The organism is Pseudomonas sp. LTR0, from assembly GCF_036630035.1.
GTDB classification, from domain to species: domain Bacteria; phylum Pseudomonadota; class Gammaproteobacteria; order Pseudomonadales; family Pseudomonadaceae; genus Aquipseudomonas; species Aquipseudomonas putida_Y.
Map to the genome: position 1 here is coordinate 3009321 of NZ_CP123734.1, position 26832 is coordinate 3036152.

Here is a 26832-nt window from a genome sequence, read left to right on the forward strand (position 1 = left end):
CAGGCTTCGTGCCAGGCGTGAATAGTCATGTTGCACCACTGTAAGCCACTGATTTTACTAGGGTGCCGGCCAGTAACCGACATACGCAGAGCAGGCGCACCCCACCCGTTCCCCACAAGCGGGGAAAATGATGGCACATTGCCAAGTCTTAATTCCCCAGGATTGGGGCAAGCGCCCTCAACGGTCTCAGTTGGCGATCTCCACTTTAGCGGACTCGCGCAAACGTTGGCGCACGGATTGGCGCGCCTGCGCCTCCCGCTGACCGATGAGCGTTGCCCTGGCCAACGCCAGGCCCTGTTCGCGTATGACCGATGGATTATCACTTTGGTTCTGCGCTCCTTGCAGTCTCTCCTGGTTGGCATCATAGAATGCCTCCACTTCGCCCTGGCTCGGCGCGTCGACTGCGCTGAGCTGGGCGTACACCTGCTGGGCCGCCATCTCATGCCGGGTGTATTCAGTGTACTGTGCCCTATCGAAGCCTGCCTCTGCCAGCCGCCTTTCGAATAACGCCGGGCTGCCAAATGCCGCTTCCACCTCGCCAATCTGCGCCGACACTTGTTCATCGCTGATGGCTATGCCTTGGCGTTGCGCTTCCTGCCACAACAGCTCCTTGTCGATCAGCTCGTCCAGCGCTTGGTCACGCAGGCGTTTATACAGGCCTGGGTTGCGGATGCTGGTCACCGCCCGACCCTGAGCGTCCAGGTACTCGCTGAAGTAGCGCTCCAGACGCATCAACCCGATCTCGACACCATTGACTCGCGCCGCCGGCACATCGGCCCAGCTCGCCCTGGTCAGCACCAGCAACAGGCACAACCATACGATACGCATGACAACCTCCGCTCAAGGGCTGACCGGCACTGGTCGGTAGGGGGTGACCGCAGTAAAGCGCGGCCCGGGCAGGGTCACGGCCACCACGTGGGCACCTGCCATGCCCTGGCGGCGACCAGGGCCAAAGCCCAGTGCCGGGGTCAGGCCGGTGGGCACATCGTGCAGGCCTTCGAGCGCAGCAATCAGTTGCTCGCGACTGGCATCACGACCAATCTGCTTCAGCGCTTCGCTCAGCAGGCGCAATGCGCACAGCGTATTGACCTGCAATGACGCCTGGCGCGGGTCCAGGCCCTGACGCTGCTGCAGCCCGGTAAGCGCAGCCATGCCTTGCTCGGTCCAGTCCTCTGGCACGTAGGGATAGGCCAGAAACAGCCGTTGCGACCACTGCGCCGGCAAACGCGCCACAGCGCCGGCCACCTGACTGGAGGCGGCAAACAGGTAAGGCTCGCGGCCGGCCACCTGCAACGCCGTGGCCAACTCGGCAAAGGCCTGGGCGCGGCCAAGAAAGACGATGCCCTGCCCGTCCACGGCCTGGCCGTCGAAAGCCTGGATAGCGGGTGGCGCCCAGCCCTGCTGTCGTAAAAGCTCGCGTACCTGCTCGGCCAAGGCTGCGTGCTCGTTACCGGCAAACACTACACGTAACTCATCCGGGGCCAGGCCCAGCGCTCCACGGGCATGCTCTGCCAGGCTCAGCAACTGCTCGGGCAAGCCGGGTAGCGGGTCGAAGATCTGTTCGCTGCCGCCGCTGCGCGGGGTGCTGCCGACCATCGGCACGTTCTGTGGCGCCAGCAAGGTCGTCAGGCGCTGGTCGAGCATGGGCGCCAATGGCACGATCAGGGCAAACACCCGCTTTTGCTCGAGCAATTGTTGCAAGGCGCGTTCGGCACTGACCGGGTCGGCACCTGGGTCAAGCACGACCAGTTCCACGCGCCGCCCGTGAATGCCGCCTTGCTGATTGAGTTGATCCACGCCGTCTTCCAGCACGGCACGCACTACCTGACCGGCTTCGCCCAGCGGACCGCTCGCGGGCAGCAGGGTGCCAAGGCGCAGCACGCCCTCCTCCACACCAGGGTCGCGTTCTTGGGCCAAGCGCTTGAGATAGGCGGTGAGGTTGCGCTGGTCGGCCAAGGTCAGTTCGAAGCGTGGCATGGCCGGGTCCAGGCGATTGCCTGCCGGGTCGATGCCCTGCTGGATGGCCCGCGCCAGGCTGCTGTCGGTATAGGCCGGGTAACGACGGCCGTTGGCCTCACGCATGCCCTGGCCGAGTGCCAGGCGTTGCCAGTCGAGGCCTGGGGGGCGCACACCGCCTTCGGCTCGGCCACGGCCGTCGTTGCCGTGGCAACTGGCGCAAGGCAGCACGCTGGTGGGGACTGTGATGTCGCTGGCGCCTACCCGGGCTTGCAACTGAGCATCGCTACTGGAAACGCCCTCACGGTAAAGGCGTTTGCCGGCTTGTTCGTGGTCGGTCAGGTCCAGCGCCAAGGCTGAGGTCGAAGATGCCATGCCAAGCGCGCATGTGAGCCATATCGCAAGCCCTTTCGCGACGCAAGGGCGCGCCCGCAAAAGCTGATGCCACAGAGGCCAATTCCCCAGGCGGCCCATGATACTCACCGACCGGCCAGCGGCTGGGTCAGCAGCTGCATGCGCTGGGCAATGGCCGCTGGCGGTGCATCCGGGCGAATCTTGCTCCAGCGTTTACCTGCAACATCACCGGCAATCAGCTGCGTCGAATGCTGCTCGGGACTCGGCAGGAACTGCCCTATACGGCCAAGCACCAGGTCGACGCTGGGCTTGTCGCCAGTCAGGAACAACCAGTTAGGCCCATCCACCCCCTGCTTGGCGGCGAACGCCTTCAGCACCTCGGGGGTGTCGTTCAGCGGGTCACTGCTGATCGACACGAAGGTCACCTGGCCGGCCAGCACTGGCCCCATGGCCTCGCGCACCTCGCGCAGCTTGCGGGTGATCAGCGGGCAGGCATCAGTGCAGTGGGTGAAGATCACGTTGAGCATCACCACCTTGTCCTTGAGCACGTCACTGTAAAAGCGCAGCTCGCGGCCATTCTGGTCCTTCAGCAGGGTGTCGGTGAACCAGGTCCTGGCATCGCGGGTGCCGCCACCACTGGCCATCGCCTGCGGTGCCGGCTGCGGCTCGGGGGGTTGCGGAGCATGGCCTTCGTGGGCGAACGCCACCGACGTGAGGATCCACAGGCAGCCACCCAGCACCAGCCAGTCGAAAGCACGCATGCCAGCGCGGTGGGTGCTTGCAGTGCTCATGGTTGCACCTCGTGGTGGTCGGCAATGGCGGTGCTCTTGGCATGTACCCGGCGGGCACTGAGGCGGTTGATTTCCTCGATCAATACAGCCGGGTCGGTGAAGCCGTAGTAACGCGTCCAGTGCCCGCTACGCCCGTCACCCACCAATATCAGCGGCGGGTGCTGGCTGAGGTCGGCGTTGAAGCTGCCCAGCCCTTTCAGGGTTTCAGTGATGGCGTATGGGGTACCGGTCAGCCAGCTCCAGCCCGGCCCTTTCTGGAATGCCTTGGCATAATTTTGCAGGCGCTTGGCGTCGTCACGCTGGGGGTCGACACTGATCGACACCATGCGAATCTCTTCGCCTACCCGGCCGCCCAGCTGTTGCTGGACCTTGCCCATGATCGACGACACCACCGGGCACACCGTGGTGCAGCTGGTGTAAATGAAGCCCATGACCACCAGATGGTCACTCACCAGGTCTTTCTCCAGGCGTACCGGCATGCCGTCCTGGTTCAGCAGGGAAACATCGGCAAAGCGCACGCTGGTCTTTTCCTGATGCGCCGCCGGCGGTTGCCCGGTGTGACCGTCATGGTCGTGACCGGCGTGGGCCATTGCCAGGTTGCTGGCAAATGCCAGACTCAGGGCCAACAGTGTGCAAGCATGCTTGGCGTTCATCGCACATTCCTCACGTCAGTCTGGGAAGCGTTGGTTGCAGCAGCCGGCAGGACGCGCAGGCTGGTGTAGTTTTCTTCGGCAAACTTGCGCCCCAACGAGGGCGACTGCACATGCAGGTACCAGGCACCGGCCTCAGGCAGGTTCAGCGCCGCCTGGTAGACCCCCTCGCCCACCTCTTGCAACTGCAGGTTGCGCGGCATCGACGATGGCGCCAGGAAGTAGCGCAGGCTCAAGTCGTTCAGGCCCAGGCGCGGCTGCCCGTCGTCACCGACAATCCGCACTCGCGCGGTGAAGTCGCTGTGCTGCGGCAGCGGCTGGTCGAGGCCGATGAACTCGGCACGCGCGCCTTTGGGTTTGCTGGCATTGGCCCCTGCGGCCACCTCGGTGCTGAAGCAGTGAATGATCTGCGGCTGGTTGAGCAGGAAGGCCACATCGAACTTGCCGGCGATGGGCAGCTTCACCGTCGAGCCATACACGCCGGGGGCCACTTCCCGCAGGCTGCGGTCAACGACGAGGGCGGCGCGGGCCTGGTGGCCGCGGTTGTTGTAGCCGGACATCGGCGCATTCATGCCTTCGGTGTAGAAGTAGGTGTTGTTGTCCACCGGGTTGACCACGAACACCGAATTATCATCACGCGATACCGACAGCCCTTGGGCCAGTGGCAGGTCACCGGCCTGGCGCGGCGCTGCCGGGCCGGCCTCGAAGCTTTGCACGATTGGCGAGCGCCCCTCTCCCAGGCTGGCCAGATTGATCATGCTCACTCTCGGTGAGGCCAGGCCCCGCACGTAGGCATAGCCTTTGGTGAACGTCAGCTGGTACGGTTCGGCCGCCACCGGAACGTGGTGGATCAGCTTGTCGGTACTGGCGTCTATGACCAGGGCCTGGTTCTCCAGAGTATTGAGCACGATGCCGTAGCGGCCATCCTGGCTGAAGCGCATCGGCCCCAGGCCCTGCTCGGCCTGGACCGTGTGGCGCAACTGGTGGCTGCGGGCATCGAACACCCTTACGCTGCCTTCCTCGCCATCGACCACGTACACGGCCTGGGACAGCGCCGAATAGCTGACCGACAGCGGGTGTGGGCCCACCTTGATGGTCTTGGCCAGGCGCATTTCCGGGATGTCGATGACGCTCAGGGTGCCGCTGTCGCGATTGCTGACGTAGGCATAGCGCGAGTCGGCGCTGAAGGCGATTTCGTGGTGCCCGGTACCGGTGTTGAAGTGTTTCAGGACGCTGCGCCCCGGCACGTCGATCACTGTTACCCCGCCTTTGGCCGGGTCGCTGCTGTTGTTGCCGACCCACAGCCGAAGCTGGTCCGGCTGCAGGGCCACGCGCAGCGGCTGGTCACCGGCATCCAGGTCGGCCACGCGGGTGAAGGTCTCGGTATCGATCACCGAAACCTTGCCCCGCTCTGGTATCGACACGAAAACCTGCTTGTCATCGCTGATGGCCGCCCAGTCCATGGGCCGGCCTGGCAGCTCGATGCGGGCCATGGTGCTGGTTACGCCCCCCACCGACACCGTCGGGTCGATCACGGTGAGGCTGGCGTCATTGTTCAACATCAGCAAGAAGTAGCTGTTCAGGTCGAGCAGCGGCCGGGCCCCGATGCTGCTCTTGAGAAACAGCGCAACCCGCGCCTTGCAGCTCTGCTCGCGGTCCCCCGCCGGGGCCGACTGCACCGGGTCGATCCACGCCCCCGGGGCCATGCCCGACAGCGGTTGACCACTGGTCTGGTCGCTGAGCTTGAAGCGGATATTGGCGAAATCGCCCTCCTTCAGTTCCCCTCCGGCCAATGGCCGGGCCTCGAACTCCACGGTCACGCCGTCCCGGCTGAGCCGGTGCAAGGCCTGCGGATTGGCCCGTTCCTGCAACAGCTCGCGCGGGTCGCACCATAGCTTTTCGTACGCCACGCCCAGGCCGATCAGCGCTACCCCCAACACTACCCCCAGGTAAGCAGGGCGAGTCTTTTTGTTCATGCTCGCGTTCCCCTTCCGTCACTGCGCCGGGGCCGTTGCCGGCGGCGCTTCGTTGGTCACCCGCAAGATCCCCCACAGCCCCGAAAGGTTGCCGTAGGCGGCGTAGTCGCGGAACAGGTAGTCACCCGCCACCGCGTTGGCACCGCCGGCACTCGGCAGCATGAAGCTGAAGTGCGCCGCTGGCAGTACGCTTTCCTGCGCGCCGATGTACATGGCCATCGGGTTGTAGCCAAAGCGCACCGAACCGATACCAGGCATGCTCATCGGGTAACCGTCCGCATCGCTCTTCTCGGCCTGGTAGTTGTGCAGTGGCCATACGTGCCCGTCCAGTTGGTAGACCATGCCGCGGCTGCCACCACTGGGCATCACGATATGGTTGCGCACCGGTTGCCCTGGCTTGGCGTACAGCACCGGGGTTTGCGGGTCGCCACCGACCAGGGCGTTGGCGTAGGCCATGTGGGCGTTGGGTACATCACCAAAGCCCAGGCCATTGGCGCGGCCGAATGGCGAGTCGGGCGCCATGCCGAAGCGCAGCCACAACGGTTCGGTCTTGTAGTTGACCGCCATGTTGCCGTTGTCTTGCGGGTCACCGGCAGCGCCGTTGCCTTCGACATTGATACCTTCTACCGGACGACCGTCGGCCCAGCGCATGTTCAGTGCGCGCTGCCACACCGTGACGAAGTCGCGGTAGTCCGGCTGGCCACTGACCTTCACCGTGGCCTGGGTACGGGTAGCAGTATCCTCGGTCCAGGTGGCGGTTTGCGGCAGGATGCTCATGGCACCCACCAGACCTTTCTGCGGCTGTTTGATGAAGTCTGACGGGGTCAGGTTGAGGCCACCGAACTCGATAGGCGTGGTCTTGATGTTGTCCACTGTGCGGCCCAGTTGCGACACCGGTTTGCCTTCACGCTCCAAGTGGCCGGCGTAGTACTGGTACTCCTTGGTCGGGTAAGCGCCGCTGGTGCCGGCACGCGGTGGCACGGTCTGCACCGGGTTCAGGCCAACGTTGGCACCGTCGGACTTGGTGATGTCGTAGGCCAGCAGCTGCGCATGCAGGCCCACGTGGCTGGACGGCCGCATCAGGTTGTTGGCAAACGCGGTGGAGCCCTCGCTGTCGAAGCGGTCACGCTTGACCACGTTGTGCATCACTGCAGTGCTCGACAGGTCTGGCATCACCAGTGGCAAGCGGTTCTCCAGGGTGATGCTGATGCAGTCGCCGGCATTGGCGCGCAGTACCAGGGGCTCTACCGGAACACCCGGCTTGAGCTTGCCGGTGGTGGCGTCGAGGTCAGCCTTGCGCACGTACAGGATCGCGGTCGGGTCATGCAGCGGCGCACTGTGGCCACCGATGGTGAAGGTCGCCCCATCTTCAGGGTCTACCCCACTGACCAGCGGGATGGCGGTTTTGCGGCTGTTGAACACCAGGGTGCCACCGTCGGCCTTGAGCGCGCCTCCGACATGCTGGCCGATGCCCGCCGGGTCATTGATGCTGACGCCGTTACGGTTTTCGAGGATGTCGTTGGCCAGCGCCGCGACGATCTCGTAGTTGCGCTTGACCGTGGTGCGGGTGCCGATGCCGTTGGGGTTGGCCGTGGTTTTCGGGCAGATGCCGTTGAAGTTCACGGTATTGCGCATGGCCACCGGCTGCGGGTTGTTGGGCAGCGGGAACAGGTCGGCACGCTGCGCGGTGTAGTTGCGCATGATGCCCCAGATACCGTTCCAGTAGCCTTCCAGGGCGGCGTCCAGCGAGTACAGGTAGTCGCCGTTGGTGGCTGCCGAACTGGAGATCATCGACACAGGCGCCATGAAGCCCAACTGCTCGGAGATGCCGATCATTTGCGACGACTTCCAGCCCGAGTTGGAGCTGTTGCCAAAGCCAGAGCCATTCTGCAGCCATTTCACGCCGTGCAGGGTGACGTTGTGCTCCTCTTCGTGGCCACCGGCGTGCATGCGCAGGCGCACGTTGTCACCGGAATAGGTTCGCAGCAATGGGGTGAACGGGTCGCCCGGCTCGGCGCCGGCCGTGTTGATATGTGGCGGGAACAGCGTGGTGCCGCCGGTGGGGCCGACTGCCGAGGTGATCGCCGATGGCGACAGGTTCATCGCCGGGATAGCGCGGTCGGTACGGGTTTGCAGGGCATAGCTGAGGTCGCCGGCCAGGCCGTCGGCCTGCATGCCACGCTTGCCGTCCGGGCCGACCTTGTTCGGGTCGTACACGCGCAGGGCCAGCGGCTCGTTACGGTAGTTGACGACGAACATCCCCGGGTCATCCACCGAGATCGCCTGCGGGCATGGCCGGCTTGGGCAGCCAGGGTTGATACCACCACGTTCCTCGACGATGGCCTCAAGCAGGCTCGACGCCTTGCCACGCACGGGCGGGTTGATGGCGTAGCGGAAGCTGTCGGCCGTGGCCGGGTACGACTGGGCATTGGGAATGCCGTCCGGCCCTGCGCCTACATACACGCCGGCTTCATAGGCATGCTGGAAGTCGCTGTACTCCAGGAAGAACTCGCGGTAGCTGTCGTTCTTGCCGTCGCCATCGTGGTCGCCGGTCTGGATCACCGCCTGCCACGAGGTCGGGCCGCCGTCCTGGCGCGTGGCCGGGTTATACAGCTGCTCGCCGGTTTCGGCGTGGTACCAGGTAGAGCCGGCCGGTTCGGCCAGCACGGTGGCATACAGGCCCACTTGCTGGTGGGTCGATGGGCCAAGGTGGTCATGGGTGAAGATGGTGCCCAGGCCACGGTCGACGTTATGCACGTTCACCAGCGGGTCGGCGAACCAGCGCTGCATGGCTGTACGTGCGCCCAGCCAGTCGGCGCGGCCAAAGCGGCCGAAGTACGGGTGCTGCCTGGCTATCGGGCAGGCAGCAGTGCCATCGCGACTATCCCCTTCGGTGCAACCGTTATAAGTACGAATGGCATGCACGCGCTCGACCACGCTACCGGGCGAAAGAATGCCGTCTTCGTAGTTCCAGCCGTTGGCCGAACCGTCGGCGGCGGTCAGGTCCCATTTGGGCAGGTGGATGTGCTGGCCGATCACGTCGGTCGGGGTGCGCACCTGGTAATCGTCCATCTCATAGATGTTCGGGATCAGGTTGGTGTGCTGGTACATCGCGCAGTCGAAGGTGTTCATGCGCATCACCAGCGGCTCTGGCGGGCGCTGCTTGGTAATGACCGGCCAGGCGTCCTCCCACAGGGCGATGATGCGTGCCTGCGGGAAGTGGTAGCCCACTTTGTTATACACCGCGTCGAACTGGATGTTGGCCCCTTTGTAGATGCGTGGGCGGTCGGCAGTGAAGGCCGAGGCGCCACGGAAGTTCACACCCGTCAGGCTCTCTCCACTGTTGAACTCACCGACCCCGGAGGACTGCGTCAGACGTTTTCCACGGTCATCCATGCAGGGCTCGTAGTACGGCGCACCCGCAGTCGGCAAGGCGCCGTTGGTGCGGAACGCCTTGGCCACTGGCTGGTTACCGGGAATCAGTGCATAGCTGGGGTGTTCACCCATGGCGTGGAACTGCATGGCTGCCTGCTCCACATCGGTGCCCTCTTCCGGCAGGTAGATGGGCTTGGCCTTGTGCACGACCTTGGTGAAGTCCAGTTTGGTGGTGGTGGTATCCGCTACGCCACCGGCCGACACACCGTCCAGTGCATGGCGGCCAAGGCCGCCGTCCCAGCCATCGACCTGGTTCGCATCCAGGTTGGCCCACAGGGCTTTACCGCTGTCTTTCAGCTGCCGGGCCAGGGCCGGGTCGAGCATGTCCAGGGGCGGGGTTGGCGGGCGGTTGCCGACGCTACTTTCCATGCCGCCGATCCAGAACGGGTAGCCTGGGTTTTTCAACGTGCCGTCGGCGTTGCGGTTGGCCTCGGTGCGGTCGACCAGCGCCAGCGAGCCCACGGCCTTGCGCACTGGCGCCTCGCCGGCAGGCTCGTCATCGTCTTCGTGGTCATCATCGTTGACGGCAACCAACGTTTCGGAGAGCTTGGGCACGACCACGACTTTGCCGGGCATGGGCGGCATGGCCTTGCCGGGCAGCGGCACGATGGCCGGAATAGGCGTACCGGCAATGATCTCGCCATCGGGCAGGGCTCGGGCGCCAAAGGCCGGCTTACCGCTCCGCAGTGCGAACGGGGTACTGTGGAAGCCATTCTCGCCCTCCCCGCTTACCTCCAGCCGCGTGCCTTCTTCGAACACGTCATGTACCCGCCACATGGCCCACATGCCTTGGGCGAAGTGCGGGTAGAAGTGACAGTGGTAAATGGCATCGCCGGCAACACGGTTGCGGTTGCCCGAACCGCCGTTGGCGATTTCGTAGGTGTAGCCGACGCCGGCGCCGATGCCTTGGGCATCGATGTAGTCGGAGTTGTCGTCATTGGGGTTGAACAGCCACTGGTGGCCGTGCAAGTGGAAGATGTGCTGCTCGTGCCCGTTGTGGGTGTTGCGGAACTTGGTGAAGTCACCGATATAGCTGTGGTGCACGTTGGCAGGCTCTGAGGGGTAAAGGGCCATGCTGGCCTTGACCCCGACGGCACTGGCCGGCGGCACTTCGCCTGGGCGGATGTGTTCCAGGCCGACGTTTGCCGGTACATCCACCAGGGTGCCGATATCGCCAACCGTGTGGGCGCTGAGGAAGAACTCTTCATAGGCGCACGACAGGCAATCGTGCATCGGGCCCACCCCCAAGCGGTTTGCCACCACTTCGGCGCCCATGCCACCAGAACCGTAATTGATCATGAACGCATCGCGCGTAGGCTCCAGCACATGGCCCATCACCGGGTCGGCCCAGTAGCCAGGGAAGGCCTGGGTACCGGCAACCTCGTCGGCGAACTGCGAGGCGAAATCACGGAACGCCTCCAGTCGGTTGGGCAGCGCCGGGTTGCGTTTGCCCGTGCTTTCCAGCGGGTAAGTGGCGCCGGGGAAGCTGCCGTCGGGGTTGGGCCCCATGACGATGGCATCGGTCTCGCTGCTGATGATCTCGTTGCCGTTGACCATGGCAATGATCGGCTTGCCGGCCTTGCCTTCGGCGATCCACGGCTCGACCTGCGGATAACGGGCTTCGTAGTCGATCACGGGCTGGCCGGTGGCGGTTCGACCGGTGGTGGCCAGGCGCATTTCTTCTTCAGTGAGGGTATTGCGGTAGGTACGGCCCAGTTTGGGCACCACTACCACCTGGCCGAACAGGCCATTGGAAACGTTGCCCGCCGTACCCTCGCCGCCGAATGTAGCGGCTTTGCTGGTGGCGGCAAAGGCGCCTTCGCGCTCGGCATACAAGGTGTAGCTGCGGGTGCTGCCGGGGCTGACGAAGAAGTTGCCGTTGCGCCCGGTATAGGCGGAAATATCGGCAATGCTGTTCACCGCCTGCATACCGTTGACCTGGAAGCCGACCATGCGCTCGGCGACCTGTTCGTCGGCGACAAAGCCTTCGCCGCCTTCGTTTTCAACCTCCGGCGCCTCTGCCTCACCCTCGGGCACTTCGGCCTCGATACCGTGTTTGTTGGGGTTCGCCTTGTAATCCAGCAGGTTGGTTAGGTTGACCGTCAGGCAGTCACCGGCAGCCACACGCAGCACGATAGGCCGCGGGCGCTTGTCCGGGCGCAGGGTGACCTTGCCCGGTACTGCGGCCCCGCCCTTGCTGAGGGGGACCTGCTTGTCGTCCACCACATCCTCACGAAGGGCAAACATCATGCCGTTGGCGTTTTGCGCGCCAAGGCGGTTGAACATCAGTGGCTGATCCAGTGCCACCACGTTGGCGACCAGGGTGCGCTGGCACTGCACAGCCGCCTCGCTGGTTGCTTCCCAGCCAAGCAAGGCCAGTACAAGTGATGACAGGATGGGGCCTTTGAGCGGCGTCGACATGCTGCACCTCCGGGACACAGGATCTCTGCGAGGAGCTGGAGCAAGGTGTGTGCCAGAAGAAAACTTCCATATTTGTCAGTAACTTGTGCGGTCAACCGCAACGGATTGGGGAGGATCCCCCAGCGGGTTCCCCCGAATCGGGGGACGTCGTCCCGTGGGGTAATGGCTACTCCACAAGGCGCGCGCTGGGCTCGCACAAGGTAAAAACGCACGATACCCTTGCACAATTGTCGATTGTGCAAGGCAAATTCGCATGCCAGGATCCTGCGATCCTCCAGCGAACTCCAGACTTCACTTGGAAAATCAATAACAAAGCAGGGAGAACGCAATGACTGCGCACGCTCATACCGCGGCAGCAACCGACCACGTACTGGCCGAGGTCCGCAACCAGGTCGGCCACCTGACCCTGAACCGCCCTGCCGGTCTCAATGCCCTGACCCTGGACATGGTGCGCAGCCTGCGTCAGCACCTGGATCAGTGGGCCGACAACCCGCACGTGCGCGCCGTGGTCCTGCGCGGCGAAGGCCCCAAGGGGTTCTGTGCCGGTGGCGACATCCGCTCGTTGTACGACAGCTTCAAGGCCGGCGACACGCTGCATGAAACCTTTTTCGTCGAAGAGTACGCCCTCGACCTGGTCATTCACCGCTACCGCAAGCCAATACTGGTGGTGATGGACGGTTTCACCCTCGGTGGCGGCATGGGCCTGGCCCAGGGCTGCGACCTGCGCGTGGTCACCGAGCGCAGCCGGCTGGGCATGCCCGAAGTTGGCATCGGCTACTTCCCGGACGTGGGCGGCAGCTACTTCCTCTCACGCATCCCCGGCGAGCTGGGCATCTACCTGGGTGTCAGCGGTGCCCAGATCCAGGCGGCCGACGCCTTGTACTGCGGCCTGGCCGACTGGTACCTGGCCAGCGACCAGCTCGCCGCCCTCGACCAGGGCCTCGACCAGCTCGACTTCAGCGACCACCCGCTGAAGGACCTGCAAAACCTGCTGGCCAGGCTCGGTAGCCAGGTGCTGGATGATGCGCCACTGGAAAAGCTGCGCCCGGCCATCGACCACTTCTTCGCCCTGCCCGACCTGCCAGCCATGGTCGAGCAACTGCGTGCGGTGAGCCTTGGCGACAGCCACGCCTGGGCGATGGCCACCGCCGATCAGCTGGAAACCCGCTCGCCTCTGGCCATGGCGGTTACGCTGGAGATGCTGCGCCGAGGGCGCGAGCTGGGCATTGACGACTGCTTTGCCATGGAACTGCACCTGGACCGCCAGTGGTTCCAGCACGGCGACATCATCGAAGGCGTGCGTGCCCTGATCATCGACAAGGACAAGCAGCCCCGCTGGAACCCGCCGACCCTGGCCGCGCTGCAACGCCAGCGGGTCGAACAATTCTTCGAAGGCCTGTGAGCCCGGGAGTACACAGATGCAAGACCTCGAACTGAGCGAAGAACAGATCATGATCCGCGACATGGCCCGGGACTTTGCCCGTGGCGAAATCGCACCCCATGCCCAGGCCTGGGAAAAGGCCGGCTGGATCGATGATGGCGTGGTGCGCAAGATGGGCGAACTGGGCCTGTTGGGCATGGTGGTGCCCGAAGACTTCGGCGGCAGCTACACCGACTATGTCGCCTACGCCCTGGCAGTGGAAGAGATCGCCGCCGGCTGCGGCGCCACCGGGGCGATGATGAGCATCCACAACTCGGTAGGTTGCGGCCCGCTGCTGGCCTACGGCACCGCCGAACAGCAACAGCAGTGGCTGCCACGCCTGGCCAGCGGCGAGGTGATTGGCTGCTTCTGCCTGACCGAGCCACAGGCCGGCTCCGAGGCGCACAACCTGCGCACCCGCGCCGAGTTGGTGGATGGCCAGTGGGTCATCAACGGAGCCAAGCAGTTCGTCAGCAATGCCCGCCGTGCCGGCCTGGCGATCGTCTTCGCAGTGACCGACCCGGAGCTGGGCAAGAAAGGCCTGTCGGCGTTCCTGGTGCCCACCGACAACCCTGGGTTCAAGGTTGACCGCAGCGAGCACAAGATGGGCATCCGCGCCTCCGACACCTGCGCGGTCACCTTCGACAACTGCCGCATTCCTGCCGCCAATATCCTCGGTGAGCGTGGCAAGGGCCTGGCCATTGCCCTGTCCAACCTCGAAGGCGGCCGTATCGGCATTGCCGCCCAGGCCTTGGGCATCGCCCGCGCCGCATTTGAAGCGGCGCTGGTCTACTCGCGTGACCGCATACAGTTTGGCAAGCCGATCAACGAACACCAGAGCATCGCCAATCTGCTGGCCGACATGCAGGTGCAGGTGAACGCCGCACGTTTGCTGATCCTGCATGCCGCCCGCCTGCGCAGCGCCGGCAAGCCGTGCCTGTCGGAAGCGTCACAGGCCAAGCTGTTCGCTTCGGAAATGGCCGAGCGGGTGTGCTCGATGGCTATCCAGGTGCATGGTGGGTACGGTTATCTGGAAGACTACCCGGTGGAGCGCTATTACCGGGATGCGCGGATTACCCAGATCTATGAAGGGTCGAGCGAGATCCAGCGCATGCTGATTGCACGGGAATTGAAAAACTATCCGCTGTAACGCAAAGGCAACGCGGTTTTTGGGGGAGTGGGCGACGCGGTGGATGGCACCGGCTTTGCCGGTGTTCGCGGGCGCGCCCGCTCCCACAGTAATGTCACCGCGGCAAACTTCTCGCCTCAGCGCCAATACCGCGCATCATCCACCACCCTGGCATGCCCCTCGAACAACGCCGGCAACTGTTCCTTGAGGTAGTCGATCCAGGTGCGCACCTTGGCGTCCAGGTAGTGGCGTGACGGATACATCGCATACAGCGCACTCTCCCGCAGCCGATACGGTGCCAACAACCGGCACAAGCGCCCCTGCCCGATCGCCTCGCTGGCGGTGTAGAACGGCAGCAGGCCAATGCCCATGCCCAGCTCGCTGGCCACCAGCATGGCGTCGGCGACGTTGGTAGAGAAACTGTCGTTCGGGGCGATCACGCACTGGTCAACCCCTTGCGGGAACACCCAGTCACCTTCGTACATCGGGTAAGCCATGCGCAGGCAGCGATGGCCGTGCAAGTCTTCGGGGCGCTCCGGTACACCGTGAGTATCCAGGTAACCGGGGGCCGCGCAGGGGATGCTGAAAATGTTGCCCAGCGGCACAGCGATCAGCTGCGAATCCGGCAGCGCACCGTCCACAGTGATCACCACGTCATGCCCTTCGGCCAGCGGGTCGGGGTTGCGCTGCGACAGCGTCAGCTCGATCACCACTTCCGGATATAGCGTGTTGTAGCCGGCCACCAGCGGCATCAGCAACAGCCCCATGCCGTGTGGGCAGTGCAAACGCAGATGGCCGCGAGGCGTGAGGTGCGCCCCTCGCGCTTCGCCCACAGCTTCTTCGGTCAGCAGCATGATCTGCCGCGCACGCTCCAGAAACCGCTCACCCGCCTCGCTCATGCGCAAGCGCCGGGTGGTGCGGTGCAGCAGGCGGGTCTGCAGCTGGTTCTCCAGCTCGGCAACGATGCGCGAAACCTGCGCTGCAGAAATATCCAGAGCATTGGCAGCTGCAGCAAAGCTGCCACATTCCACCACACGGGTGAAGGTACGCATGGCATGCAGCATGTCCATGAAGGTGCGCTCCTTATTGTTGCGTTAAAAGCAGGAATCTATCACGTTTTAGCCCATTTATTGTGGATGGCCAATGAATAGATCATAAGCCATCCATTAAAAAAGGAGCCTGTCATGAAACGCTCGATCGCTGTCCTTGCCATTGCCGCTGCCTTCGCCTCGTTCGGTGCTTTTGCCGATGCCGGCGACAACCAGCCCGTCAGCAGCCACTATGAATACGGCATGCCGCTGGACGTGGCCAAGGTCATTTCCATCACCCCGGCCAGTAACGCCGCCGACTGCCAGGTGGGCACCGCACACATGGTGTACGTCGACCATCAGGGCCAGAAGCGCGAAATCGACTACCGGGAAATGGGCAACTGCTCGCAGCAGTGAGTCAGGCCAGCACCTGGGTGATCCAGCCCACCTGCTGATTGAAATCGTCGATCTTCGCCTGAGGCACCGCATCGCGGGCCCGCTGGAAATTGGCCAGGGTCTGCTGCTTCTGCCGCAGCATGCGCCGCCACTTGACCACAAACGCCTCGCTTTTTTCCTGCATCAACACGGGGCCGAAGTACAGCTGTTCAGCGCTATACATCACCCTGCCCGGCTCGGCGACGATGATCTCGTAATCGAAGCGGTTTTCCCGTAGCAGCTCTTCGCTGACGATCTGGTAACCATTGCCAGCCAGCCACTGGCGCAGCTCGCGCTCACCACCATTGGGCTGCAGTACCAGGCGCGTGACGCCGCCAAGGCGCTGCTTGCCGGCCTCGAGTATCTCGCACATGGTGTCGCCGCCCATGCCGCATATGCTCACCACCGAGATACGGTCTTGCGGCTCGACCGCTGCCAGCCCATCGGCCAGGCGCACGGTGACCCGCTCTTGCAGGCCGTTCTTGTGCACATTGCGCTGGGCCGAGGCGAACGGCGTCTGTGCCACCTCACCCGCCACAGCGGCCTCGAGCACGCCACGCAGCATCAAGGCCACCGGCAGGTAGCCGTGGTCCGAGCCAATGTCGGCCAAGCGCGCGCCCTGCGGTACATGGGCGGCCACGCGCTCCAGGCGCCTGGACAAAGTCTGTTCGTTCAACGTAAACCCCTGGTTTTGCAATCGGCCGCGATTCTGACGGCGAACGCCGCGCATTTCAAACACCGAGGCACCCTCGACCGGGCGGATGCGCTCGCGTAGGCTTGCCGTTTTCCTTCCGTTGCAAGGCGAACACACCATGGCAAATGCAGACATCATCTACACCCCGGACCCGGACGCCGAGTCGATTTCCTCCGACGTTGCCGAGTACAACGGCGTGCTGGTCACCACACAAATCCCGACCCACGCCGACGGCAGCCTGGAACTGGGCGGCATCGTCGAGCAGAGCGAATGCACCCTGCAGGCGCTGAAAGTGGCCCTGGAAAAGGCCGGCAGCGGTATGGACCGCGTGCTGCACCTGACCATCTACCTCACCGACATGGCCGACCGCGCGGCGTTCAACGAAGTGTACCAGCGCTTCTTCAGCAAGCCCTGGCCGGTGCGTGCGGCGGTGGGTGTGGCTTCGCTGGCATTTGAAGGCATGCGTGTGGAAGTGACGGCAATGGCTGCCAAGCGCTGAGCTGCGCTTGTTGGGGTGCGCAGCGCCCCCGACATCGTTGACTGACCGCAAAACCGCCGGGGCCGCTCTGCGGCCCTTTCGCGACACAAGGCCGCTCCCACAGTTGCGCGTGCCCGCAGCCAATCCCACCTCTCGGCACCCCAATGATGCCGCCAGCCCGTTTCACCGCTACAATGCCCGCCTAAACCGTGACAGCCCGAAAATATAACGACATGTCCCTTCCAAAGAATCACCTGGAACTGCTCAGCCCTGCCCGTGACGTGGCCATCGCCCGTGAAGCGATCCTGCACGGCGCTGACGCCATCTATATCGGCGGCCCGAGCTTTGGCGCGCGCCATAACGCCTGCAACGAAGTCAGCGATATCGCCGAGCTGGTCGAGTTCGCCCATCGCTACCATGCACGCGTGTTCACCACCATCAACACCATCCTGCACGACAACGAGCTGGAACCGGCGCGCAAGCTGATTCACCAGCTGTACGATGCCGGCGTTGACGCGCTGATCGTGCAGGACCTCGGGGTGATGGAGCTGGACATCCCGCCGATCGAGCTGCATGCCAGCACCCAGACCGACATCCGCACCCTGGAACGGGCCAAGTTCCTCGACCAGGCCGGGTTCTCGCAACTGGTACTGGCGCGTGAGCTGAACCTGCAGCAAATCCGTGCCATCGCCGCCGAAACCGATGCTGCCATCGAGTTCTTCATCCACGGCGCGCTGTGCGTGGCGTTCTCCGGCCAATGCAACATTTCTCATGCGCAGACCGGCCGCAGCGCCAACCGTGGTGATTGCTCGCAAGCCTGCCGCCTGCCCTATACGCTGAAAGATGACCAGGGCCGCGTGGTTGCGTTCGAGAAACACTTGCTGTCGATGAAGGACAACAACCAGACCGCCAACCTGGCTGACCTGGTCGATGCCGGCGTGCGCTCGTTCAAGATCGAGGGCCGCTACAAGGACATGGGCTATGTGAAGAACATCACCGCCCATTACCGCAAAGAGCTCGATGCCATCCTTGAAGACCGCCCTCAGTACGCCCGCGCGTCCAGCGGCCGTACCGAACACTTCTTCCTGCCCGACCCGGACAAAACCTTCCACCGCGGCAGCACCGACTACTTCGTGACCGACCGCAAGGTCGATATCGGCGCCTTCGACTCACCAACCTTTACCGGCCTGCCGGTGGGCGTAGTGGAAAAGGTCGGCAAGCGTGACATGCAAGTGGTCACCGACGTACCGCTGACCAACGGCGACGGCCTCAATGTGCTGGTCAAGCGCGAAGTGGTGGGCTTCCGCGCCAACATCGCCGAACCGCGTGGCGAATTCGAAGAAGACGGCCACAAGCGCTACCGCTATCGCGTCGAGCCCAACGAAATGCCCGAAGGCCTGCACAAGCTGCGGCCCAACCACCCGCTGTCGCGCAACCTCGACCACAACTGGCAGCAGGCCCTGCAACGCACCTCCTCCGAACGCCGGGTCGGCGTGGAGTGGCACGCAGTCCTGCGCGAGCAGCGCTTGATGCTTACCCTGAGCAGTGAAGAAGGCGTGAGCGTGCAAGTGGCCCTGGATGGCCCGTTCGGCGTAGCCAACAAGCCGCAGCAGGCACTGGAGCAGCTGCACGACCTGCTCGGCCAATTGGGCACCACCCTGTACCACGCCGACCGCATCGAACTGGATGCCCCGCAGGCGTACTTCATTCCCAACTCGCAGCTCAAGGCCCTGCGCCGCGAAGCCATCGAGGCACTGACTGCAGCACGCGTGCAGGCGCATCCACGTGGCGGGCGCAAGGCCGAGACCACGCCACCGCCGGTATACCCCGAGTCGCACCTGTCGTTCCTGGCCAACGTGTACAACCAGAAGGCCCGCGACTTCTACCACCGCCACGGCGTGCAACTGATCGATGCGGCCTATGAAGCCCATGAAGAGCATGGCGAAGTGCCGGTGATGATCACCAAGCACTGCCTGCGCTTCTCCTTCAACCTGTGCCCCAAGCAGGCCAAGGGCGTGACCGGCGTGCGCACCAAGGTGGCACCGATGCAGCTGATTCAGGGTGACGAAGTGCTGACCCTGAAGTTCGACTGCAAGCCGTGCGAGATGCATGTGATCGGCAAGATGAAGAGCCACATCATCGACCTGCCGACCCCGGGCAGCGCGGTGGCCCAGGTGGTGGGGCATATCAGCCCGGAAGACTTGCTCAAGACCATCCCGCGCGGGCCGCACTGAGTTCGCCTGGCAGGGCCTCTTCGCTACACGGGCTTGTGGTTTCCCTGTAGGAGCGGCTTTAGCCGCGACTACGGTAGCCGAGACAACGGTGAACGGCAGGTGGAAATTGGCCAGCAGGCACGGCCCTTTCGCGGGTAAACCCGCTCCTACACGGGCTTGTGGTTCCCTGTAGGAGCGGCTTTAGCCGCGAATACGGTAGCCGCGACAACGGTGAGCGGCAGGTGGAAATTGGCCAACAGGCCCGGCCCTTTCGCGGGTGAACCCGCTCCTACAGGGGGTTGTGGTTTCCCTGTAGGAGCGGCTTCAAAGAACGGCGCAAGCGTACCTCAGCAGCAATCACCGTATCTGATGTTTGTGCAGCAACCGATAGAACGTCGGCCGCGAGACGCCCAGCACCTTGGCCGCCACGCTCAGGTTGTCGCTGTGCCGGTTGAGCACATCGCACAGCGCCTGTCGCTCGGCGCGGTGCTTGTATTCTTCCAGCGTGCCCAGCGGCTGTTGTTCCGGGTCGAGCAACTGCAACCCAAGGTCCTGCGCCTCGATCTGCCGTCCTTCAGCCAGCACCAACCCGCGGCGCACACGGTTGGCCAGCTCGCGCACATTACCCGGCCAGTCATGCCGGCCCATCGCCGCCAGGGCATGGTCGCTGAACGACCGCGGCCGACGCCCGGTTTCCACGCTGTAGAAATGGGCGAAATGGCTAGCCAGCATCGACAGGTCACCATGGCGGTCGCGCAACGGCGCGGTAACCACTTGCAAGACGTTCAGGCGGTAATACAGGTCTTCGCGGAAACGCCCTTGCTCGATGGCCCGCTCGAGGTCCACATGAGTGGCCGCCAGCACCCGTACATCCACCGGTATTGGCTGGCTGCCACCCACCCGCTCAATGTGCTTCTCCTGCAGGAACCGCAGCAGGTTCGCCTGCAACTCCAACGGCAAATCGCCGACTTCATCAAGGAACAGCGTGCCGCCATCGGCCGCTTCGATACGCCCGGCCTTGCGCTGGTGGGCACCGGTAAAGGCGCCCTTCTCATGGCCGAACAGTTCGGACTGGATCAAGTGCTCGGGGATCGCTCCGCAGTTGATAGCGATGAACGGCTGCTCGCTGCGTAGCGACTGGCGGTGCAGGGTGCGCGCCACCAGCTCTTTGCCGGTGCCGCTCTCACCGCGGATCAGCACAGGCGATTCGGTGGGTGCCAGTTTGCCCAGCAACTTGCGCAACTCGCGGATAGGCCGGCTTTCGCCGAGCAACTCATGGGTTGTCTCATCGACCTTGACGGCCCCCTTGCCGCGCAGGCGTGCCATGCCGAAGGCCCGGCCCAGGGTTACCTGCACACGGGAAACGTCGAACGGCAGGGTATGGAAGTCGAAAAACCATTCACATACAAAATCGCCGAACGCCGGCATGCGCAGCTGGTCGGCACTGAGCACGGCAATCCATTCGGTGTTGCTGCGCTTGATCATGTCCTTGACCGCGTCCGGCTGCCTCAGGTGTGAGGCCTGCAAGCGCAATAGCCCGACATCGCAAGTGTGGTCCAGCGCAGTCCCGAGCATGCAGCTGTCCACATCCCAGCCTGCGTTGCGCAGGCCAGGTAACAAACGGTGGCAATCGTCGCAGGGGTCGACGACAAGCAAACGGCGTTGAGCGGCAGGCTGCTGCATGACCGGTCCTTGGCGCCAGTTTTTGGTTTTTTGAAATAAAACAGCAAGTTGTGGCGCTCGTTTAACAGTAGCAACGAAGTTGACGGTTCCCAGTACCGTTTGTCTGCCGAATCATTTTCTTACAAACCACCACGGGAATTTTCGCACTTTATCGACATCACATGGCGGCGCAGGCAAGAACAGCGTCACCCCTGAAAAAATTTTACAACCAATGTGTGACTTACCCACTAACAACGAGCATCAGTACACACAACCCCGCGCTGCACTTCGCGATACATGAGGCGACTTTAAAGCAACGCGGACTTCACTTCGATGTTTGGGACCATAGAGAGACCGAACCATGAATGCCCCGCTCCGTGTCAACGAAGCACTGCTGATTGCCGACCACGCCTTCGAACCTTTCCAGTGCGTAGCCTGGGATGCGCCCAACGGTACTGGTGAACTGAGCTTGGCAGTGATCGACCGGACCAGCACCCGCATCGGCGCCAAGCAGGTGTCGTCGCGCATCTACTCCGACCCGGCCCAATGGGCCAGCCTGATCGAAGAAGTGCGCGCCGAACTGTGTGAAAAGGGTTACGACCTGCAACCGTGGTCGATGCCAAAGTAATATCGGCCGGCACAGCAAGTGCGTGCACTGTCACGCACTTGTACAATTTCTCTGTTGCTGTTGCGACAACTTTTCTGATTGCGACATAGTGTCGCAAACCGCCCTTTCAATCCACCACCTTGAATTGTTGCAAATGCTGGTAATCGGCGTGCAATTGTTCTGCCAGACGCTGCGCGCGCCCCAGGCGCACTGGCGCCAGCTCCATATCGACCAACAACGTGGCGCACGGCATCGGTTGCACGGCATTGCAGTGCTGCAGGCGACCGTCGGTGAACACCAGGCAACGCAAGGCCTCTTGCGGATGCGCTCGCTGCCGCGCCTGTAGCCAGTGCCGCGCCTGCTCCAGTGCGGCCAACAGCGGCGTGCCCCCACCTGCCCCCAAGGCCTGCAGCCAGGGTTGCAAGGCGGCGGATGCCTTCAGCCCGTGGCGCTGCCACTGTGGCGTGCGCCCGCTGGCAGTCAGCAGGGCCAGGCGGGCGCGCTGGCGATAGGCCTGGTCGAACAATGCCGCCAGCAGCCCTTTGGTCTGCGCCAACGCCTGATGACGCCGGGTTGAAGCCGAGGCGTCGACGATCACCAGCCACAACTCTGCAGGCCTGCCCTTGCGCTGCTGCCAGCACAGGTCCTCTCGCAGACGTGGCCGCCCTTTGAGCAAGGTCGGCAGCCAGGCCACCCGGCCAGCCGCCGCATGACGCACGGGGCCACGGCGGGTACCGTTCTGCTTGCCTTTGCCCGCTCTGGCATCCGCCCCCCTGGCTGGTGGCTGGGGGATGCTCAGGGCTTTTTTGCCCAGTTCGGCACCTCGCGGCGGGCGCCGCTGGCCACCGGCTGTGCCGGCAATGCCCCCCAGTCGCCCTGCCCGCCCTGTTCGCCAGGGTTGTCGGCACTCTGATGACGGAGCTGCTGCTCAGGCGGCGGTGGCGCCGACGGCGGGTTGGCCTGAGGCGTCATACGGCGGCGATGGCGCAAGGCGAACTCGGCCACCGCCTCGACATCCACTTCTTCGATAGCTGCAGCCCCACGCCACGCACAGTGGGCGCGCGCAGCGCGCAGCCACACCAGGTCGGCGCGCAGGCCGTCCACGCCGGCGGCGTAGCAGCGCTCGGTAATCCAGGCCAGCGCCTGGTCATCCAGGGCAATGTCGGCCAAGGTCTGGCGCGCCGCCTGGCAGCGCTCGCGCAGTTGCGCCTGGGCCTGGGCCCAGTGTGCGCAGAACGCCTGAGGGTCACTGTCGAAGGCCAGACGGCGGCGAATGATCTGCTGCCGGGCCTCGGGCTCCGGCAAGCCCTCCAGCGCCACGTTCAATCCGAAACGGTCGAGCAACTGCGGGCGCAGTTCGCCTTCTTCCGGGTTCATGGTGCCGATCAGTACAAAGCGGGCGCTGTGCCGGTGCGAGATACCGTCACGCTCGACGCGGTTTGTGCCGCTGGCAGCCACGTCAAGCAACAGATCGACCAAGGTGTCGGGCAGCAGGTTGACCTCATCGACATACAGCACACCGCCGTCGGCCTGGGCCAGCACGCCCGGAGAAAACTGCGCCTTGCCCTGCCCCAGCGCGGCATCCAGGTCGAGGGTGCCGACCAACCGCTCTTCACTGGCGCCCAATGGCAAGGTGACGAACGGGCCTTCGCCAAGCAGGTCGGCCAGGCCACGGGCCAGGGTGCTCTTGGCCATGCCACGCGGCCCTTCGATCAGCACACCACCGATCCTGGGGTCGATGGCGGTCAGGCACAGCGCCAGCTTGAGGTCGTCTGCACCGACCACGGCCGCCAGCGGAAATTGTACGGGTTCACTCATTTCAAGCCTGTTCCTCGCCGTCGAGCAATTGTTCCTCAAGGGCTTCGCGGTAGTCGCCCGGCGCCTGCCACAAGCCGCGCTGCTGGGCCTCCAGCAGGCGCTCGGTGAGGTCGCGCAAGGCCTCGGGGTTGTGCTCGCGCATGAAATCGCGGGTCGCCGGGTCGAGCACGTAGGCATCGGCCAGCCCCTGGTAATGATGATCGTCGATCAGGTGCGTGGTGGCGTCGAAGGCGAACAGGTTGTCGACTGTCGCTGCCATCTCGAAGGCACCCTTGTAGCCGTGACGCTTGACCCCGTCGATCCACTTGGGGTTGAGCGCACGGGCACGGATCACCCGGTTCAGCTCTTCCTTGAGGGTACGGATGCGCGGTCGGTCGGCCTGGCTGTGGTCGCCATGGTAGCTGGCCACCACCGCCCCGGACAGGGTTTCCGAGGCCGCCAGCATGCCGCCCTGGAACTGGTAGTAATCGTTGGAATCGAGCAGGTCGTGCTCGTGGTTATCCTGGTTCTGCAGCACCGCCTGCACCTTGGCCAGGCGCTGGGCGAACTGGGCGCGGGCCGGGGTTCCGTCGTCGCTGCCACCGTAGGCATAGCCGCCGTGGTTGAGGTAGACCTCAGCCAGGTCGTCGCGACTGTGCCACAAGCGCCCATCGATGGCGTTCTGCACCCCGGCACCGTAAGCGCCAGGTTTGGCACCGAACACCCGCCAGCCTGCCTGACGCGCGGCCTGCTCGGCATCCACGCCTCGAGCCTGCAGCGCTGCCCGTTCGCTGCGCACGCGGGCAGCCAAGGGGTTGAGGTCGTCAGGTTCGTCCAGCGCGGCCACTGCCTGCACGGCGGCGTCGAACAGGCGGATCAGGTTGCCGAAGGCATCACGGAAGAAGCCAGAAACGCGCAAGGTCACGTCCACCCGCGGGCGGTCGAGCAGGCTCAACGGCAAGATTTCGAAGTCGTCCACGCGCTGGCTGCCGGTGGCCCAGACAGGCCGCACGCCCATCAGCGCCATGGCTTGCGCGATGTCGTCGCCACCGGTGCGCATGGTCGCCGTGCCCCATACCGACAGACCGAGCTGACGCAAGTGGTCGCCGTGGTCCTGCAGATGGCGTTCGAGGATCAGGCTGGCCGAGGCGAAGCCCAGGCGCCAGGCCGTGGTGGTGGGCAGGTTGCGCACGTCCACGGTATAGAAGTTGCGGCCGGTGGGCAGCACATCAAGGCGCCCTCGGCTTGGCGCACCACTGGGGCCGGCGGGCACGAAGCGCCCGGCCAGTGCCGCCAGCAGGCCATGCATTTCAGCCGTGCCGCAGGCGTCCAGGCTGGGTGCGACCGCCTCACACAGGGCCTGCACGACAGCGTGCACCGGTTGCCACTCACTCAGGTCGGGTAACTGTGCCGTGCCTTCCAGCGCCTGCCCGATCACCTGCAGTGCCAGCAGCTCAAGGCGCTCGCGGGTGTCGCCACAGGTGCGCCAAGGTTCATTGCTCATGGCCTGCAGCTGTTCGGGGCGTATGCCCTGCCACGGCTGCCCAAGGTCGCAATCGAGCGGGTCCCAGCCCGGCACCAGTGCTTTGGCCAAAGCCCGCAGCAGGCTGGCATTACCGCCACGGCCGTCGCCACGCTCGACCCGCAACAACGCCAGCAGCGTATCCAGGCGCAGCCGCCCTTCTGGTGACTGACCAAACACGTGCAGGCCATCGCGAATTTGCGACTCCTTCAGGTCGCACAGGTAGGTATCCAGGCGCGGCAGCCAAAGCGCCGCATCGTCCAGTTGCCCTTCCAGTTGCAACTCACGGTCAATGTGGTTGGCCTTGACCAGCTCGAGGATGTCACGCTGCAACTCGCGGGCACGCCGAGGGTCGAGCAACTGCGCTTCGTAGAATTCGTCGGCCAGTTGTTCCAGGTGGCGCAGCGGGCCATAGGTTTCAGCACGGGTCAGCGGCGGCATCAGGTGGTCGATGATCACCGCCTGGGTACGGCGCTTGGCCTGGGCGCCCTCGCCCGGGTCGTTGACGATGAACGGGTAGATGTTCGGCAGCGGGCCAAGCAGCGCGTCCGGCCAGCACTGCGCCGATAGCCCGACGCCTTTGCCGGGCAACCATTCGAGGTTGCCGTGCTTGCCGACGTGGATCACCGCATCGGCGGCAAATGCGTGACGCAGCCAGAAGTGAAACGCCAGGTAGCCGTGCGGTGGCACCAGGTCAGGGTCGTGATACACCGCGCTAGGGTCCACCTGGTAGCCCCGCGCCGGCTGGATACCAACGAAGGTCAAGCCAAAGCGCAGGCCGGCAACCATCAACCGGCCGCTGCGGTACATCGGGTCCTGTTCGGGCGGCCCCCAGCGTTCCAGCACTGCCTGGCGGTTGGCCTGCGGCAGGCGCTCGAAGGCCACCTGGTAATCGGCCAGGCTCAGGCTCTGGGCACAGGGGCGCTGGTCGAGGTGGTCGAGGTCGTTGGTCACGCCACCGAGCAACTGGTGGATCAGTTGCGTACCGCTGCCCGGCAGTTCGGCCAGCGGATAGCCTTCGGCCTGCAGCGCCTTGAGGATGTTGAGTGCGGCGGCGGGCGTGTCCAGACCGACACCATTACCAATGCGACCATCCCGGGTCGGGTAGTTGGCCAGCACCAGGGCTACACGCTTCTGGGCATTGGGCAGGCGGGCCAGCTCGACCCAGCGGCGGGCCAATTCGGCGACAAAGTCCATGCGCTCGGGGTGGGCGCGGTAGCAGACAACGTCGGACTGGCTGCGCTCGCTGCGCCAGGCCATGTCCTTGAAACTGACCGGGCGCGTGATGATGCGCCCGTCCAGCTCCGGCAACGCAATGTGCATGGCCAGGTCGCGCGCGCCCAGGCCCTGCTCGCTGGCTTCCCAGCCAGGCTGGTTGTCCTGCGCGCAGATGGCCTGCAGCACCGGGATGTCGCGACGGAACGGGCGCAGGTTGGGGCGCTCGGGGCTGGACAGGGCAAAACCGGTGGTATTGATCAGCACTTCGGCGCCGACCTCGTCCAGCCAGGCTTCGACCTGTTCCAGGCAGGCGCTTTCCTTGAGGCTGGCCACGGCGATCGGCAACGGGTTCAGGCCGGCAGCCTGCAGGCGCTGGCAGAACACGTCGATGAAGGCGGTATTGGCCGCTTGCAGGTGCGAGCGGTAGAACAGTAACGGCGCCACCGGCTGTTCGGGGTGCCAGTGCGGGTACCAGTCCTCGAGTGTCGCGCTGCCGTTGGCCGGGTGATAGACCGCCGTGCGCGGCAAAGGCTGCGGTTCGTCCCAGGCATAGTCGCGGCCCAGCCACTGGCTGGCCAGGCAGTTGAACAGGTTGATGGCGTTGGCCTTGCCGCCCTGGCGCAGGTAATGCCAAAGCCGCTCGGCCTGCTCACCGCGGACGTTGCCCAGGCTGGTCAGCTCCGGGTCTGGGCGGTCGTCGCCCGGCACCAGAATCAGCTGCACGCCACGGGCGGCCAGCTCGACCAGTTGTTCGACACCATAGCGCCAGTAACCAACGCCACCGTGCAGCGACACCAGGATGACCTTGGCATGGCGCAGCACCTGGTCGACATACAGGTCGACCGATGCATGGTTCTGCACCTGCATCGGGTTGGCCAGGCGCAGGCTGGGAAAGTCTTCGGGCAATTGCTCGGCGGTGTCGGCGAGCAATGCCAGGTGCGAATCGCCGCTGCAGAGAATCACCAGCTCGGCGGGTGTCTGGCCGAGGTCGGCAATGCTGTCATCCGGTACGAAACCACCGGGCTGGGTCCGCAGCAGGTGCATGG

The 26832-nt window shown here is 64.3% G+C and carries 18 protein-coding genes; 6 read left to right on the forward strand and 12 right to left on the reverse strand.

All coding sequences use genetic code 11. The features are described 5' to 3' along the window. Positions 1 to 186: 186 nt before the first annotated feature. The 6 genes from QCL51_RS13985 to mnxG all read right to left on the reverse strand — a co-directional run bounded on the left by QCL51_RS13985 (position 187) and on the right by mnxG (position 11583). Positions 187 to 828, reverse strand: coding sequence for a SurA N-terminal domain-containing protein (locus QCL51_RS13985; protein ID WP_021785609.1), 642 nt, complete (start codon positions 826 to 828; stop codon positions 187 to 189). A 12-nt stretch (positions 829 to 840) separates the two neighbouring features. After that, on the reverse strand, positions 841 to 2331 hold the full coding sequence (locus QCL51_RS13990) for an ABC transporter substrate-binding protein (RefSeq protein WP_338443505.1): 1491 nt from the start codon (positions 2329 to 2331) through the stop codon (positions 841 to 843). Positions 2332 to 2435: 104 nt separating this feature from the next. Further along, positions 2436 to 3101: an SCO family protein gene (locus QCL51_RS13995; RefSeq protein WP_338443506.1), complete on the reverse strand. Its 666-nt coding sequence runs from the start codon at positions 3099 to 3101 to the stop codon at positions 2436 to 2438. Then, the gene (locus tag QCL51_RS14000; RefSeq protein WP_021785612.1) at positions 3098 to 3754 is read right to left on the reverse strand and encodes an SCO family protein; all 657 of its coding nucleotides are present in this window, start codon (positions 3752 to 3754) and stop codon (positions 3098 to 3100) included. The genes QCL51_RS13995 and QCL51_RS14000 overlap by 4 nt, the downstream gene beginning before the upstream one ends. Next, positions 3751 to 5727, reverse strand: coding sequence for a cytochrome D1 domain-containing protein (locus QCL51_RS14005; protein WP_021785613.1), 1977 nt, complete (start codon positions 5725 to 5727; stop codon positions 3751 to 3753). The genes QCL51_RS14000 and QCL51_RS14005 overlap by 4 nt, the downstream gene beginning before the upstream one ends. Positions 5728 to 5745: 18 nt before the next feature. Next, complete coding sequence (mnxG, locus tag QCL51_RS14010; RefSeq protein ID WP_338443507.1) at positions 5746 to 11583, reverse strand: manganese-oxidizing multicopper oxidase MnxG; 5838 nt, start codon at positions 11581 to 11583, stop codon at positions 5746 to 5748. Positions 11584 to 11911: 328 nt separating this feature from the next. Here mnxG and QCL51_RS14015 point away from each other — a divergent pair, with 328 nt between their 5' ends. Both QCL51_RS14015 and QCL51_RS14020 read left to right on the forward strand, forming a co-directional pair. Further along, entirely contained in the window at positions 11912 to 12985 is a 1074-nt protein-coding gene (locus QCL51_RS14015) for an enoyl-CoA hydratase/isomerase family protein (protein WP_338443508.1), read from the forward strand. Positions 12986 to 13001: 16 nt separating this feature from the next. Then, entirely contained in the window at positions 13002 to 14153 is a 1152-nt protein-coding gene (locus QCL51_RS14020; RefSeq protein ID WP_014590771.1) for an acyl-CoA dehydrogenase family protein, read from the forward strand. Between the two features lie 116 nt (positions 14154 to 14269). Here QCL51_RS14020 and QCL51_RS14025 read toward each other — a convergent pair whose 3' ends face one another. Further along, complete coding sequence (locus tag QCL51_RS14025) at positions 14270 to 15202, reverse strand: LysR family transcriptional regulator (protein WP_014590770.1); 933 nt, start codon at positions 15200 to 15202, stop codon at positions 14270 to 14272. Positions 15203 to 15316: 114 nt separating this feature from the next. On the opposite strand from QCL51_RS14025, the gene QCL51_RS14030 reads away from it, so the two are divergent. Next, a complete protein-coding gene (locus QCL51_RS14030; protein ID WP_021785616.1) occupies positions 15317 to 15577 on the forward strand; it encodes a DUF2790 domain-containing protein in 261 nt (86 codons plus the stop codon). A 1-nt stretch (position 15578) separates the two neighbouring features. Here the strand turns inward: QCL51_RS14030 and QCL51_RS14035 are convergent, their stop codons facing one another. Continuing rightward, positions 15579 to 16271, reverse strand: coding sequence for a tRNA (adenine(22)-N(1))-methyltransferase TrmK (locus QCL51_RS14035; protein ID WP_021785617.1), 693 nt, complete (start codon positions 16269 to 16271; stop codon positions 15579 to 15581). Positions 16272 to 16407: 136 nt separating this feature from the next. On the opposite strand from QCL51_RS14035, the gene QCL51_RS14040 reads away from it, so the two are divergent. Next, positions 16408 to 16788, forward strand: a complete 381-nt coding sequence (locus QCL51_RS14040; RefSeq protein ID WP_003247927.1) for a RidA family protein — start codon at positions 16408 to 16410, stop codon at positions 16786 to 16788. A 212-nt stretch (positions 16789 to 17000) separates the two neighbouring features. Further along, complete coding sequence (locus QCL51_RS14045; RefSeq protein WP_021785618.1) at positions 17001 to 19001, forward strand: U32 family peptidase; 2001 nt, start codon at positions 17001 to 17003, stop codon at positions 18999 to 19001. Positions 19002 to 19337: 336 nt separating this feature from the next. On the opposite strand, the gene QCL51_RS14050 is transcribed toward QCL51_RS14045, so the two are convergent. Then, entirely contained in the window at positions 19338 to 20663 is a 1326-nt protein-coding gene (locus QCL51_RS14050) for a sigma-54 dependent transcriptional regulator (RefSeq protein WP_021785619.1), read from the reverse strand. Positions 20664 to 21003: 340 nt separating this feature from the next. Here QCL51_RS14050 and QCL51_RS14055 point away from each other — a divergent pair, with 340 nt between their 5' ends. After that, complete coding sequence (locus QCL51_RS14055) at positions 21004 to 21270, forward strand: hypothetical protein (RefSeq protein ID WP_003247923.1); 267 nt, start codon at positions 21004 to 21006, stop codon at positions 21268 to 21270. Between the two features lie 106 nt (positions 21271 to 21376). On the opposite strand, the gene QCL51_RS14060 is transcribed toward QCL51_RS14055, so the two are convergent. From QCL51_RS14060 to cobN, 3 genes are all read right to left on the reverse strand, one after another. Then, entirely contained in the window at positions 21377 to 21967 is a 591-nt protein-coding gene (locus QCL51_RS14060; RefSeq protein ID WP_103444303.1) for a VWA domain-containing protein, read from the reverse strand. Positions 21968 to 22044: 77 nt separating this feature from the next. Continuing rightward, the gene (locus QCL51_RS14065; protein ID WP_325950804.1) at positions 22045 to 23067 is read right to left on the reverse strand and encodes an AAA family ATPase; all 1023 of its coding nucleotides are present in this window, start codon (positions 23065 to 23067) and stop codon (positions 22045 to 22047) included. A gap of 1 nt (position 23068) precedes the next feature. Further along, positions 23069 to 26830, reverse strand: coding sequence for a cobaltochelatase subunit CobN (gene cobN, locus QCL51_RS14070; RefSeq protein ID WP_103444301.1), 3762 nt, complete (start codon positions 26828 to 26830; stop codon positions 23069 to 23071). Between the last annotated feature and the right edge of the window lie 2 nt (positions 26831 to 26832).